Origin of the sequence: Streptomyces sp. CA-106110 (genome assembly GCF_050936285.1) — a bacterium.
Classification (GTDB): Bacteria; Actinomycetota; Actinomycetes; order Streptomycetales; family Streptomycetaceae; genus Streptomyces.
Genome location: NZ_JBNJNB010000001.1, coordinates 7,138,025 through 7,151,129 on the forward strand (window position 1 = coordinate 7,138,025; position 13,105 = coordinate 7,151,129).

A 13,105-nucleotide genomic window follows, 5' to 3' on the forward strand; every position below is an offset into this window, starting at 1 on the left:
CTGGGCGCTCCGGCCATCCGTCAGTCGGCTCCACGCCCGGTCTCAGATGCTCGGCACCTTTCTGAACCGCCCGGCCACATGCAGATCCGCCTCGATCCGCGTCGCTGCCGCGCGTAGTTCCGGCAGCACATCGCTGACGCACTCGTCCTGCGTCAGGCGGCTGCTGTGCATGGCGACGTTCACCGCCGCGACCACCCGGCCGTCGCGGTCCCGCACCGGGACCGCGATCGACTGCAGCCCCTCCTCCAACTCCCCGTCGACCAGGGCGTACCCCTGACTCCGCACCCGGCCGAGCAGGGCCCTCAGCTCCGCCGGATCCGTGACCGTTCGCGGTGTGAGTGAGACCGGCTTCGGCAGCCTCGGCTCCGTCTGGTCCGCCAGCATGACCCGGCCCAGAGACGTGGCATACGCCGGCAGCCGGATCCCGACCGTGAAGTTGACGCTCATGATGCGGCTCGGGGCCGCCCGGGCCGTGTACTGGATGTCGTCGCCCGTCAGCACCGCCAACGAGGTCGACTCGTGCAGGAGCTGGGACAGCTCGGTCAGGTGGGGGGCGGCGATGTCCGGAAGCGACACCCTGGACAGCGGCGGGAAGCCGAGGCCCAGGACGCGCGGGGTGAGCCGGAAGGCACGGTCGTGGGCGGTGACGTAGCCGAGGTGCTCCAGCGTGATCAGCGCGCGCCGGGCCGTGGCCCGCGCCAGTCCCGTGGCCTCGGCCACTTCGGACAGCGTCATCGCAGGGCGGCCCTCCCCGAAGGAGGTGATCACCGTCAGTCCGCGCGCCAGTGACTCCACGAAGTCACGCCCCAGCTCCTGCTTGGACGCCCCGGTCCAGGTCGCGAGCCCGGACGGCGCGGCGGGGTCTGCGGGCGGGGCCTCGCGCAGCTCCCGCTCCATCGCCTCCACCGCCGTGCTCAGCCGGGGCAGCAGGGCCCGGCGCAGGTCGTCGGCAGAATGCCGGCTGGTGTGGCTGACCACGCTGACCACACAGGCGATCCGGCCGCTCTCCTCGCGTACGGGCAGGCCGAGGGCCACCAGGCCCGGTTCGATGAGCTGGTCGTCCAGTGCCCACCCCTGCACCCGCGCCTGCTCGGTGCGGGCCTCGAAGTCGTCGCCGAGGGTGGTGCCGTCCGAGCCGTCGAGCGGGCGGCTGCGAGCCGGCACCGCCGGGAAGCCCCGGTCCTCGGGGTCCGTGGCCCGGCGCTCGCGCCAGCGCTTCCAGTCCGCCTCGTCCCACTCCGTCGCGAACAGCGGACCTGGAGCGGTCCGCTCCGCAGGCAGCAGATCACCGATGCGGAAGCTCAGCGACATCGCACGGCGGCGGGTCGCCTGATGGATGAAGCGGATGCCGTCCCGATCGGGGACCGCGAGGGACACGGACTCGTCCAGTTCGTCGGCGAGTGCGTCCGCGTGTGTATCGAGCAGCTTCGGGAGCCGCAGCGCCGCCAGGTAGGCGTTGCCCAGCTCCGTCAGCCGCGGGGCGAGCAGGGCGTCCCGGCCGTCGAGCCGTACGTACCCCATGCGGGCGAGCGTCGCCGTGATCCGGTCGACCGTGGACCGGGCGAGCCCGCTGGCCCGCTCGAGAGCGCTGAGGCTGCAGCTGCCGTCAGCGTCGGTGAGCCGCCGCAGCACGGTGAGCCCGCGCACGAGGGGGGTGACGGCTTCGGCGGGGATCGCCGTGGCCGCGTTGACGTTCGGGAGCATGAAGTCACGGTAATGCCGGGCCGGGCGCATCCGCCGTGTTCGCCCGCGTCCTGCGCCGTCCCGGACCCCGTACGGCCCGGGGACCGGTCACCGCCGGGTCACGCGTACCCGGTAGTCGCCGGTCGGCGTCGTGCCCACGACGGTGACGACGATCCCCGTCTTCGGGTCCGTAAAGGTCTGTCCGGGCTGGAACGTGGCGTCGGACAGTTCGGCCTGCACGTTCGGGCTTCGGGTGCAGCCGCCGCTGTTGCGCTGGGAGTCGTAGACCGTGATGGGCCCGCTGCCGGTGTCGACGTCCGCGTCGACCCGGTAGATGAGGATGCCGGGCCTGCACACCTCCGCGTCGTTTCCGGCGTGGGTGCGCAGTTCGAGGGCGTACCCGGCCCTGGAGCTGATCGGTATGAAGACCAGTTTCCGGCCGCCGGCGCGGCCGAGGGGGGTGAGCGTGTACTCGGTGGTGCCCCGCGTGACCACACAGCTGACCTGGGAGCTCTTCAGCCAGCCGAGCTTCCACTTGTGCCAGCCCAGCAGGTCGTTGTTGGCACCCCAGTCCTCGCTCATGATGTCCCAGTGCCCGACGGCCGTCCCGCCCTCCTGCGTGTAGAGGTCGGGCAGGCCGAAGGTGTGGCTGTTCTCGTGGGGCAGGACCCGGTAGCCGGTCGTGGGGTAGGAGCCGGAGCCGTCGTCCTGGCGGCTGTAGATGAAGGACGCGTTGTAGATCGGCACACCGTCGGCGACCGGGGCATCGGGGTTGCCCGCGAACGTCACCGACAGGACGGTGTCCAGGGCGGCCGGGCCCGCGTTGGGGGTGACCAGCACGTTCACCAGGTCGTAGCGGCGGAAGTCCACCTGCGGATCGGCGGTGGCCACGATGTCCTGGACGAGCAGGCGGTAGCCGGGGTCGAAGGGCGCGCCGCGCTCCAGCCCGTATGCCTTGAACGGCTTGGGCATCCGCAGCCAGTGACGTATCGGGGCCTCGGGGCGGTAGTCGAGGCGGCCGTAGGAACTGGTGGCGAACCACTTCTGGGTCTGTGGGAAGAACTCCCCGTACCGGCTCAGCGCGCTGCCCTGGCCGGGAACGTCAGGGAAGTCGATCATCAGGGTCAGCGCGTGGATGGTGCCGGTGGAGCGGGCGTAGCCACGGGATGTCGGGATGGACTCGGGCATCTGGATGCCCGCACGGCCGTGGATCATGCAGGGGCCGAGTGCCGAGGCACGGGACGGCGCGGCGGATCCCGCCGTGGAGGCCCCCCCGATCAGATATCCGGTGCCCGCGGAGGTGGAGACCGCCAGGGTGAGGACGGTGACCGAGGCGATCGAGGCGACACGGCGCGTGTGTATCCGGCGGCGGGACAGCAGCATGCAGTGGTCCCCTTCGCTTCACGACTGGTCACGGAAAGCGCCTGTGTGCTCACCCTGAGTCAAGATCGGTGTGGGTGCTCGCTGAGGCGGACCGAACGAGGGGTTCCGGGCGCCGAAGGGGGGTGGAGCGGCCGGTCCGAGAGGTTCGGGGGAGGCGCGAGGTGGCTGGTCCGAGGCGTTCCGCGTGCGGAAGGGGTGACGGGGCGGCCTGGTTCGAGATGCGCTCCGAGGCGTTGGGGCGCAAGGCGCGGTGGTGTCGTTCCGGCGCGAATGGGGCGATGGAGGATTCCCTCCGCGATGTGACTCAGCTCACACGAAAAGGGCGCCGGGCGGGGAAATAACCGGGGATCGATTCCCCGTTTAAGCCTGTGTCCGAGCGAAACGGGGACTGGGTCCCCGGATCGCGTTCCATTCCAACGAGGAGTGCGCCGTGCAGACCGCGACCCCCGTACAGCGCCGTGTGTCCCGGCCGCGTGCCGATGCCCTGCGCAACCGGGAGCGGATCGTCGCCGCCGCCCGGGAGATGTTCGTCGAGTTCGGCCCCGACGTGCCGTTCGACGAGATCGCCCGCCGGGCCGGCGTGGGCAACGCCACGGTGTACCGCAACTTCCACGACCGTGAGGCGCTGGTCCGCGAGGTCGTCTGCTCGGTCATGGACCGTACGTCCGAGGGCGCCGAGCGGGCGCTCGCCGAGACCGGGAACGCCTTCGAGGCCCTGTCCCACTTCGTGCACGCAGTCGCCGACGAGCGCATCGGCGCGCTGTGCCCGATGGTCGCCACCGCGTTCGACGAGCACCACCCCGAACTGGAAGCGGCTCGGGAGCGGCTCGAGCAGCTGATCGAGGAGATCATGGACCGCGCCCGCGCGGCCGGGCAGCTTCGTCCCGATGTCGAGCGCGGGGACCTGATGATCGCGGTCGCGCAGCTCAGCAGGCCGCCGGCGGGTACCGGCTGCCTCAGCCTCGACCGCTTCGTCCACCGTCATCTGCAGCTGTTCCTGGACGGTCTGCGGGCCCCGGCCCGCTCCGAACTGCCCGGCACGGCCGTGACCATGGAGGATCTCCGCCAGTCCTGAGCGATTAGTTCCACGGGCTCCGCCCGTCTTCCCACCGAAGACCCCGTCTCCTACTGACGACAGGGCCTCGGCCGTCACCGGCGACGTGCCGTGCTGCCTGACGCCCTTTTCCGCCTACGAGTTCCGACACTTCCGTCACGAAGTCCCGAAGTGGGTACCTCCATGTCTGAAACAGCCCGAAGCGTCCCGGGCGCTTCCGCTCCCGACTCCAACCGATGGCGGGCGCTGGTCTTCATCGCGCTCGCCCAGCTGATGGTCGTCCTCGACGCCACCATCGTGAACATCGCACTTCCGTCCGCCCAGCAGGACCTGGGGATCTCGGACGGCAACCGCCAGTGGGTGGTGACGGCCTACGCCCTCGCCTTCGGTGGTCTTCTGCTCTTCGGTGGCCGGGTCGCCGACCTGTGGGGCCGTAAGCGCGCCTTCGTCATCGGCCTCTCCGGCTTCGCCCTCGCCTCCGCGCTCGGCGGTGCCGCGCAGAGCGGCGCGATGATGTTCGGCTCCCGTGCCCTCCAGGGCATCTTCGGCGCACTCCTCGCCCCTGCCGCGCTGTCCCTGCTCGCGGTCATGTTCACGGACGCCAAGGAGCGCGCCAAGGCCTTCGGTATCTACGGTGCGATCGCCGGTGGCGGTGGCGCCGTCGGTCTGATCCTCGGCGGCTTCCTCACCGAGTACCTGGACTGGCGCTGGACGTTCTTCGTCAACATCCCGTTCGCCGTCGTCGCTGCGGCCGGCGCCTACTTCGTCATCCGGGAGCCGGAGGGCGGCCGCAACCGCTCGTCGCTCGACATCCCGGGCGTCATCCTCTCGACCCTCGGCCTGGTCTCGCTCGTCTACGGTTTCACGCGCGCCGAGTCGGACGGCTGGGGCGATTCCCTGACGGTCGGCCTGTTCGTCGCGGCCGCCGTCCTGCTCGTGGCCTTCGTGCTCACCGAGTCCAAGGTCAAGGCCCCGCTGCTGCCGCTGCGCGTCATCACCGACCGCAACCGCGGAGGCGTCTACCTGTCCCTCGGTCTCGCGATCATCGCGATGTTCGGCACGTTCCTCTTCCTGACCTACTACCTGCAGGTCGTGAAGGGCTACTCGCCGGTCAAGACCGGCTTCGCCTTCCTGCCCATGATCGCGGGTATGATCACCGGCTCCACCCAGATCGGCACCCGACTGATGACCCGCGTCCCGGCGCGGCTGCTGATGGGCCCCGGCTTCCTGGTCGCCGCCGCCGGCATGTTCCTGCTGGCCCAGCTGGAGATCGGCTCGTCGTACGCCTCGGTGGTGCTGCCGGCCATGCTGCTGCTCGGCCTCGGTATGGGTACCGCGTTCATGCCGGCGATGGCCCTGGCCACGCACGGTGTGCAGCCGCGGGACGCCGGTGTCGCCTCCGCGATGGTCAACACCTCGCAGCAGGTCGGCGGCGCGATCGGCACGGCCCTGCTGAACACGATCGCGGCCTCGGCGACCACGTCCTACATCAAGGACCACATCGCGACCGCCACCTCCAAGTCCCAGGCGCAGCTGGTCCAGCTGCAGGGTCAGGTGCACGGTTACGCGAGCGCGATCTGGTTCGCCGTCGGCATCCTCGTCGTCGCCGCGGCCGTCGCCCTGACCCTGGTCAACGCCGGTCGCCCGGGAGCCCAGTCGGTCTCCGGGCAGAGCGAGGGCGTCGAGGACGAGGTGCAGGTCCCGGTGGTCGCCCACTGACGGCCGGTACGTCGGGTCCCGTGCGCGGCTCCTCGCGCACGGACCGTCCACGAGGCACTTCGCTCACGGAACTTCGTACACGGGACTACGTCCGCGGATGAGAGACGGGTGTCCTTTGTCCGCAGGTCTTCCGGGGGTCCGCCCCGGTTCCGCGAAAGCGCGGGACCGGGGCGGACCCGTTCGCGGACGGAGGCGACGGCACGGCCTCCGCGGCGTACGGGGGACGGGTTCAGCGGAGCCAGGGCAGGTCAGCCCCCGCCTCCTTGGGCTGCAGTCCTTCGGCGATGACCGACATGATCTCGCCGAGGGACCTCTGCTGTTCGGGGGTGAGCCGGTCGAAGATCGCCTGGCGCACGGCAGCCACATGCCCGGGCGCGTGGCGTGACAGTACGTCGTATCCCTCGTCCGTGAGGACGGCGAGCTGGCCGCGCTTGTCGGAGGGGCAGTCCTCGCGCCGCACCCAGCCGTTCTTCTCCAGCCGGGCGATGGCGTGCGAGAGCCGGGAACGCGTGATCTTGGCCTGCATGGCCAGCTCGGTCATGCGCAGCCGCCGGTGCGGTGCCTCGGCGAGCTGGACCAGCAGTCCGTAGTACACGTGCGGCATGCCCGCGTCGCGCTGCAACTGGCGGTCGAGATGGTCCTCGAGAAGAGTGACGGCGTGCATGTACGCACGCCAGGTGCGCTGCTCCTCGTCGGTGAGCCAGCGAGTGTCATCAGCGGGTGCCGTCTTCATGCCCCCACTCTACGAGGCCTCTTCTTGAAACTTAAACCAATCGGGGGTAGCCTCTGGCGAGTAACTTGAGAGTTCAAGCAACCTGAGGGGAGCAGCCGCCATGTCGGCCGTCATCGAGGAGCGCACCGCGCCCGAGCGCATGCCCGCCCTCTACCTGAGTCATGGTGCGCCCCCGCTGGCCGACGACCCCGTCTGGCCCGGTCAGCTTGCCGCCTGGTCCGCAGGGCTGCCGCGTCCCCGGGCGATCCTCATGGTCTCCGCCCACTGGGAGGAGGCCCCGCTCGCACTCGGCGCGGTGCGGACGCTGCCGCTGGTCTACGACTTCTGGGGCTTCCCCGAGCACTACTACCGGGTGACGTACGCGGCCCCGGGCGCCCCCGAGCTCGCCGAGTCGGTGCGCAAGCTCCTGCCCACCCCCGTGCAGGACATGCCGGACCGCGGTCTGGATCACGGCGCGTATGTGCCCCTGGTCGAGATGTACCCCGAGGCCGACATCCCCGTCCTGCAGATCTCCCTGCCGACCCTCGACCCCGTCCGGCTCATGGAGATCGGCCGCAGGCTGGCCCCGCTGCGCGACGAGGGCGTGCTGATCATCGGCTCCGGCTTCTTCACCCACAATCTGGCCGCACTGCGCCATGCGGGTGGAGTGCCGGGCTGGTCGGCGGAGTTCGACGACTGGGGCCACCGCGCGCTGGAGGCTCAAGACGTCGACGCCCTGCTCGACTTCACCCGCAAGTCCCCGGCGGGCCGCCTCGCCCACCCCCGTACGGAGCACTTCGCCCCGCTCTTCGTGACCATGGGCGCGGCGGACGCGGCGGGGAAACTGGATGCGCAGCGGTCCGTGATCGACGGGTTCTGGATGGGCCTGGCGAAGAGGTCGGTGCAGTTCGGCTGACCCGCCGGCTAGAGCTCCTTCTCGTACCAGGCCACGTCCCAGTAACGTCCGAATTTGAACCCCACCTCGCGGTACGTGCCCACGTGCCGGAAACCGAAGCGTTCGTGCAGCCGCACGGACGCTTCGTTGGGCTGGGCGATGCCCGCGTAGGCGCGGTGGAGACCCTCCTCGGCCAGGGACTCGAAGAGAGACCGGTAGAGGTGTGCGCCGACCCCGCGGCCCGTCGCGTGCGGGGCGAGGTAGACGGTGACCTCCACCGAGGTCGCGTATGCCGGCTTCGGACGGAAGGCGCTGGATGTGGCGTACCCGAGAATCTCCTGTGACTCCGGTGTCACGGCAACCTTCAGCAGGTGCGGGCCGTCTTCAGGGTGGGAGAGCAGCCAAGGACGTCGCTCTTCCGGGGTGAAGATCAGGGTGTCGAAGGTGATGGGCGTCTCACGTACATAGTGGTTGTAGATGTCCGTGAGGGCTACGAGGTCGCCCTCGACTCCTGGCCTGACCTGCACCTCTGTACGTTCCGACGGCATCCGGCCTCCTTGATGGCGGCACAGGGTACTGCATGATCAGAAAAATAGAGGGACGGGTTGGGAATTCTGTCCTGATTCCAGTCGTTGTTTCCTTCGGATGCCGGGCACCCGGAAGGGTGTCCGAAGCGTCACTGGACCACCCGCCAGCCCACCATCGCAAGGGAGCACGCATGGCAACCCGTGCCGTCGCCCGTCGCAAGTCCGCCGGAGGCGAGACCGTCGACGCGGCAAACAGTGTTCGCGCCCATGGCGGCGAGATCGCCGATCGCGACCTGGTCGGCATGTATCTCGACGAGATCGCGCGTACGCCGCTGCTCGACGCCGCCAGGGAGGTCGAGCTGTCCCAGGTCATCGAGGCGGGGGTGTTCGCGCGGCAGATCCTCGACGGGGAGGAGGAGGCCAAGGCCGATGCCACCCGTGAGGAGCTGGAAGCCCTGGTCGCGGAGGGGGAGCGGGCCAAGGACATCTTCATCCGCTCGAACCTCCGGCTCGTCGTCGCCGTGGCGCGCCGCTATCCGCGCAGTGGTCTCCCGCTGCTCGACCTGATCCAGGAGGGCAACGCCGGTCTGGTGCGAGCGGTCGAGAAGTTCGACTACCGCAAGGGCTTCAAGTTCTCGACGTACGCGACCTGGTGGATCCGTCAGGCGATCACCAGGTCGATCGCGGACCAGTCCCGGACCATCCGGCTGCCCGTCCACCTGGTCGAGGAGCTCGGCCGGATCCGCCGGGTGCAGCGCGAGTTCAACCGTGAGAACGGGCGCGACCCCGAGCCCGCCGAGATCGCCGCCGAGCTGGACACCACGGCCGAGCGCATCAGTGACGTGCTCGACTGGGCCCGCGACCCGGTGTCGCTCAACATGTCGGTGGACGACGAGGGCGAGACCCAGTTCGGGGACCTGCTGGAGGACACGTCGGCGGTGTCGCCGGAGCAGTCCGTGCTCACGCTGCTGCGCAGCGAGGAGTTGGACGACCTCATCGGGCGGCTCGACGAGCGTACGGCCTCGATCATCAAGATGCGGTACGGCATCGAGGACGGCCGGGAGCGCACGCTGACCGAGGTCGGCAAGGAGCACGGCCTCACACGTGAGCGCATCCGTCAGATCGAGAAGCACGCCCTGCTCGAACTGAAGAAGCTGGCGCGGCAGACGGGCTTCGACGCGGCGGCGTGACGGTTTCGTACGGCCGGTGTGCGACACCGGCCGGCGGATCCCTTCTCGCCGGACGCCTTGGCGTGTTCCGTCGCTTCAACCCACCGGGTCCGGGGCACAACCCCTCCGGGTCCGTCCACAGCACGGGCCGGACCGCATGGTCCGGGCCTCCAGAGCCGAGTCCCGACGCACTCCCCCCGGCGCCGGGACTCTCCCCAGCCGGGTCCCGGTGCCACTCCCCCCTAGGCGCCGGGGCCCGGCCCTCTTCCTGCCTGATCCGGACAGGGCGAGCCGATGGGCCGCCCCGTACCTGAACCCCGGGGCGGCCCGAATGGCAGATTGTGCCACAGCGGCATAACCTGCCGTCGTGACCAGTACGAAACGTATGAGCGGGACATCTCCCGCCCGTACGGCGCAAGAACCCGAGGGAGCTTCCCTCACCGAGCGGCGCAAGGCGGCGACCCGGATGGAGATCGCCCAGGCCGCGGCAGGACTCTTCATGGCGAACGGCCTGCGCGCCACCCGGGCCGAGGACGTCGCCCGCTCCGCCGGGGTGGCACCGCGCACCTTCTACCGCTATTTCGCCACCAAGGAGGAGGCGCTGGCCCCGCTGTTCTCGGCGGGTGCCCGCAGGTGGTCGCAGGCCGTCCGCGACGCCCCCGCCCACCTCGCCGTCGCCGACGCCCTGCACCACGCCGCGGTCCACACCCTGACCCCCGGCGTCGGCGTCTCCGCGAGGTCCCTCGAGTGGGTCCGCGCCCTGCTGCGTCTCACCGGCACCAACCCCGCGCTCACCAAGGTCTGGGCCGAGATCTGCCAGGCCGCGGAACACGAACTCGCAGAGGTGCTCGCGGCGCGGACGCGGAGTGGTGACGATCCGTCGGATGCCGTGACGCCGGCGCTGCGTTTCACCGCCGCCGCCGCCGCCGTCGCCTCCGCCGCCGTACGCGTGGCGGTGGAGAGCTGGGCCGCGAGTGACGAATCGGCAGCCGGTCCGCACGGGCCCGCCGCTCTCGCCGTACGCAACTTGGAGGCCCTGCGGGACTTCGTGTGGGAGATCGGCTGATTTTCTGCGGGAGGCCGGCCGCGCAGCGCTCCCCGTGCCGGCCCTCTCGCGCGCAGCTGTTTTCTGCGGTGCCGGCCTCTCGCGCGCTGACCGGCTCGGCGGCCGGCACAACTCCCGCCGGGCCGCACCCGTTTTCGGTGCGGGCCGCCCAACTTCCGCCGAGCCGTACTCCTCAGTCCTTCGGTGCCTGAGCCGCCCGGCTCAGTCGCTCACCCAAGTTCTTTGCGCAGGCGACCAGTTCGGCGGGCCGGTGCACCATGAACTCGCAGTCGGTCATGGCGAGCCGTACCACGAGCCATTCCACGGAGTCGCTCGACGTGCCGCGCAGCCGGCAGCTGTGGTCGCCGAGCGGCTCGGGCTCCGCGAACCAGCGCGGCAGGCGCGCCGCGACGACGTCCGCGGGCGCGGCGAAGGTCGCCTCGAACTCGTACGCCTCCTGGCGCCGGTACATCGACTGCCGCAGATACTCCGCCGCGCTCCCCGCGGGCAGCTCCCGCGGGGAGAACCTCGCGCCGGTCGCGAACGGCTCGCTGACCCGGTCGACCCGGAACGTACGCCAGTCGTCGCGCTCCAGGTCGTAGGCGACGAGATACCAGCGGCGTCCCGTGGACACCAGCCGGTACGGCTCGGTCTGGCGCCGGGACGGCGTTCCGTCCCCGGAGCGGTAGGCGAACCGCAGCCGCTCGTGCCCCGCGATCGTCGAGGCCATCACGGTCAGCGTCTCGGGAGCGATACTCGCCCCGTCGCCGCTGGTCAGGGCGCTGGTGGCGGCCTGGAGGGTGGTGACCCGGTGGCGCAGCCGGGCCGGCAGCACCTGCTCCAGCTTGGCCAGGGCCCGTACCGATGCCTCGTCCACGCCCTCGACCGCGTGCCCGGCGCCGGCGCGCAGCCCGACCGCGATCGCCACGGCCTCCTCGTCGTCGAGCACGAGCGGCGGCATCGCCTTCCCGGCGACCAGCCGGTACCCGCCGTCGGCACCCTTGCTGGCCTGGACCGGATAGCCGAGCTCGCGCAGCCGGTCGACGTCCCGGCGGATCGTGCGCCGGGACACCCCCAGCCGGTCGGCGAGCTCGGCACCGGGCCACTCGCGTGGGGTCTGTAGGAGGGAGAGCAACTGGAGAAGGCGCGCCGGAGTGTCGGTCGTCATGAATCCGAGGATGCCGCAGAACTAGGACACGATCTGACCTATTGCGGCCCTAGCTTCGGACCATGACCTCCACGGAGACCACTCTCAGCAGCAGCACCACCGACCCCGGCGACCGTCGTCGCTGGTTCGCGCTCGCCATCGTGATGACCGCGGCCTTCATGGACCTGGTCGACGTCACGATCGTCAACATCGCCATCCCGTCGATCCAGCGGGACGCGGGAGCATCGTTCAGCCAGATCCAGTGGATCACCGCCGGGTACGCGCTTGCCTTCGCCGCCGGGCTCATCACCGGCGGCCGGCTCGGAGATATTCACGGCCGCAGGCGGCTCTTCCTGATCGGCATCGGGGGATTCACGATCGCCTCGGCGCTGTGCGGCTTCGCCGCGAACCCCGAGATGCTCGTGGCCTCACGGATCCTGCAGGGCGCGATGGCCGCGATGATGGTGCCGCAGGTGCTGTCGATCGTGCACGCCACCTTCCCGGCGCACGAGCGGGGCAAGGTCTTCGGGCTCTTCGGCGCGATCGTCGGACTGGGGGCTGTCTCCGGACCGCTCCTCGGCGCCCTCCTCACCGAGTGGAACCTCTTCGGTCTTGAGTGGCGGCCCATCTTCCTGATCAACCTGCCGGTCGGCATCGGTGCGTTCCTGCTGGGCCGGCGCTACATCGCGGAGTCCAAGGCACCGCGGGCCCTGCGTCTCGACCTCGTCGGCGTCGCCCTGGTCACTCTCGGTCTGCTCATGCTGCTCTACCCGCTCACACGCGGCCGGGAGCTGGGCTGGCCGCTGTGGGGGTACGCGTCGATGGCGGGCGCGCTGGTCGTCTTCGCGGCGCTCGTGGCGTACGAGAAGCGGAAGGCCGTGCGGGACGGGTCCCCGCTAGTGGAGCTCTCCCTGTTCCGTGTGAAGAGTTTCGCTGCGGGTATCGCGGTGCAGACGGTCTTCGGTGTCGGCCTCGGTGTCTTCTTCCTGGTCTGGACGCTGTACATGCAGGTCGGGCTCGGCTGGAGCGCGCTGCGCGCGGGCCTGACGGGTGTGCCGTTCTCGATCGCGGTCTCGACGGCGGCCGGGCTGTCCGTGCAGAAGCTGGTGCCGCGCTTCGGCCGCGGGGTGCTGCAGGCGGGTGCGCTGGTGATGGCGGCGGGTGTGCTCCTCTACATCTGGGAGTCCGCCCGGTACGGCCTCGCCATCGCCTCCTGGCAGATGGCCCTGCCGCTGGTGGTGATGGGCGCGGGCATGGGGTTGATCGTCGCCCCGCTGACGGACGCGATCCTGTCCGAGGTGCCGCGGGAGCACTCCGGTTCGGCGTCCGGCCTCATCAACACGGTCCAGCAGATGGGCAACGCGCTCGGCCTCGGGCTGGTCTCGGTGGTCTTCTTCGGTGAGATCGGCGACCGGCTGACCCCGGCGCAGGTGGGGCCCGCCTTCGTGCACGCCTTCGAGCATGCCCTGGGCTGGGTCGCCGCGGTGCTGGTGGCGATCTTCCTGCTGATGTTCGCCCTGCCCAGGCGGCCCGCGCAGCATGTGGAGGGCGGGCAGGCCGAGTCGGCACCGAAGGGGGTCGAGGAGCCGGTGCTCGCTTCCTGAACCGTGTTCCATTCCTCGCCTCGACGGTGAGGTCGATGGCGCCCGGTGGGTCGCGTTCCGCGCGACACACCGGGCGCCATCGTGTTGCGGGGCGGACGGGGGCGCGGGAGGCGCCCGCGCGGGATCGGTCGTGTGTCCGGTCGGGCGCGGTCCTGTATTTCGTCGTC

The 13,105-nt window shown here is 70.5% G+C and carries 11 protein-coding genes; 6 read left to right on the forward strand and 5 right to left on the reverse strand.

Annotated features, from left to right (window positions below; genetic code table 11):
* Positions 1-42: 42 nt before the first annotated feature.
* Complete coding sequence (locus ACQEXA_RS33030) at positions 43-1,704, reverse strand: IclR family transcriptional regulator domain-containing protein (protein WP_432928735.1); 1,662 nt, start codon at positions 1,702-1,704, stop codon at positions 43-45.
* 87 nt (positions 1,705-1,791) lie between these two features.
* A complete protein-coding gene (locus ACQEXA_RS33035; RefSeq protein ID WP_432928733.1) occupies positions 1,792-3,066 on the reverse strand; it encodes a M6 family metalloprotease domain-containing protein in 1,275 nt (424 codons plus the stop codon).
* A 430-nt stretch (positions 3,067-3,496) separates the two neighbouring features.
* Here ACQEXA_RS33035 and ACQEXA_RS33040 point away from each other — a divergent pair, with 430 nt between their 5' ends.
* Together ACQEXA_RS33040 and ACQEXA_RS33045 are read left to right on the forward strand one after the other, a co-directional pair.
* Positions 3,497-4,141, forward strand: a complete 645-nt coding sequence (locus ACQEXA_RS33040; RefSeq protein WP_432928731.1) for a TetR/AcrR family transcriptional regulator — start codon at positions 3,497-3,499, stop codon at positions 4,139-4,141.
* 162 nt (positions 4,142-4,303) lie between these two features.
* Positions 4,304-5,839: an MFS transporter gene (locus ACQEXA_RS33045; protein ID WP_432928729.1), complete on the forward strand. Its 1,536-nt coding sequence runs from the start codon at positions 4,304-4,306 to the stop codon at positions 5,837-5,839.
* 229 nt (positions 5,840-6,068) lie between these two features.
* On the opposite strand, the gene ACQEXA_RS33050 is transcribed toward ACQEXA_RS33045, so the two are convergent.
* Entirely contained in the window at positions 6,069-6,572 is a 504-nt protein-coding gene (locus ACQEXA_RS33050; protein WP_432928727.1) for a MarR family winged helix-turn-helix transcriptional regulator, read from the reverse strand.
* A gap of 100 nt (positions 6,573-6,672) precedes the next feature.
* Between ACQEXA_RS33050 and ACQEXA_RS33055 the strand changes: the two genes are divergently transcribed.
* Positions 6,673-7,467, forward strand: coding sequence for a dioxygenase family protein (locus tag ACQEXA_RS33055; protein ID WP_433131866.1), 795 nt, complete (start codon positions 6,673-6,675; stop codon positions 7,465-7,467).
* Positions 7,468-7,475: 8 nt separating this feature from the next.
* On the opposite strand, the gene ACQEXA_RS33060 is transcribed toward ACQEXA_RS33055, so the two are convergent.
* Positions 7,476-7,994, reverse strand: coding sequence for an N-acetyltransferase family protein (locus tag ACQEXA_RS33060; RefSeq protein ID WP_433131868.1), 519 nt, complete (start codon positions 7,992-7,994; stop codon positions 7,476-7,478).
* Between the two features lie 170 nt (positions 7,995-8,164).
* On the opposite strand from ACQEXA_RS33060, the gene ACQEXA_RS33065 reads away from it, so the two are divergent.
* Positions 8,165-9,163 carry a sigma-70 family RNA polymerase sigma factor gene (locus tag ACQEXA_RS33065; protein WP_432928722.1) on the forward strand — a complete coding sequence of 333 codons (999 nt, stop codon included), beginning with the start codon at positions 8,165-8,167 and terminating at the stop codon, positions 9,161-9,163.
* A gap of 364 nt (positions 9,164-9,527) precedes the next feature.
* On the forward strand, positions 9,528-10,208 hold the full coding sequence (locus ACQEXA_RS33070) for a TetR/AcrR family transcriptional regulator (protein ID WP_433134677.1): 681 nt from the start codon (positions 9,528-9,530) through the stop codon (positions 10,206-10,208).
* A 172-nt stretch (positions 10,209-10,380) separates the two neighbouring features.
* Here the strand turns inward: ACQEXA_RS33070 and ACQEXA_RS33075 are convergent, their stop codons facing one another.
* Positions 10,381-11,355, reverse strand: a complete 975-nt coding sequence (locus ACQEXA_RS33075; protein WP_432928720.1) for a helix-turn-helix transcriptional regulator — start codon at positions 11,353-11,355, stop codon at positions 10,381-10,383.
* 62 nt (positions 11,356-11,417) lie between these two features.
* On the opposite strand from ACQEXA_RS33075, the gene ACQEXA_RS33080 reads away from it, so the two are divergent.
* Positions 11,418-12,938 (forward strand): MFS transporter, encoded by a 1,521-nt coding sequence (locus ACQEXA_RS33080; protein ID WP_432928718.1) that lies wholly within the window; start codon positions 11,418-11,420, stop codon positions 12,936-12,938.
* Positions 12,939-13,105: the final 167 nt, after the last annotated feature.

Excerpts from the sequence above, each read along its gene's own strand:
- ACQEXA_RS33035 (WP_432928733.1), bottom strand. The coding sequence starts at position 3,066 with ATGCTGCTGTCCCGCCGCCGGATACACACGCGCCGTGTCGCCTCGATC.
- ACQEXA_RS33080 (WP_432928718.1), top strand. The coding sequence starts at position 11,418 with ATGACCTCCACGGAGACCACTCTCAGCAGCAGCACCACCGACCCCGGC.
- ACQEXA_RS33055 (WP_433131866.1), top strand. The coding sequence starts at position 6,673 with ATGTCGGCCGTCATCGAGGAGCGCACCGCGCCCGAGCGCATGCCCGCC.
- ACQEXA_RS33065 (WP_432928722.1), top strand. The coding sequence starts at position 8,165 with ATGGCAACCCGTGCCGTCGCCCGTCGCAAGTCCGCCGGAGGCGAGACC.
- ACQEXA_RS33070 (WP_433134677.1), top strand. The coding sequence starts at position 9,528 with ATGAGCGGGACATCTCCCGCCCGTACGGCGCAAGAACCCGAGGGAGCT.
- ACQEXA_RS33050 (WP_432928727.1), bottom strand. The coding sequence starts at position 6,572 with ATGAAGACGGCACCCGCTGATGACACTCGCTGGCTCACCGACGAGGAG.
- ACQEXA_RS33060 (WP_433131868.1), bottom strand. The coding sequence starts at position 7,994 with ATGCCGTCGGAACGTACAGAGGTGCAGGTCAGGCCAGGAGTCGAGGGC.
- ACQEXA_RS33030 (WP_432928735.1), bottom strand. The coding sequence starts at position 1,704 with ATGCTCCCGAACGTCAACGCGGCCACGGCGATCCCCGCCGAAGCCGTC.
- ACQEXA_RS33075 (WP_432928720.1), bottom strand. The coding sequence starts at position 11,355 with ATGACGACCGACACTCCGGCGCGCCTTCTCCAGTTGCTCTCCCTCCTA.
- ACQEXA_RS33045 (WP_432928729.1), top strand. The coding sequence starts at position 4,304 with ATGTCTGAAACAGCCCGAAGCGTCCCGGGCGCTTCCGCTCCCGACTCC.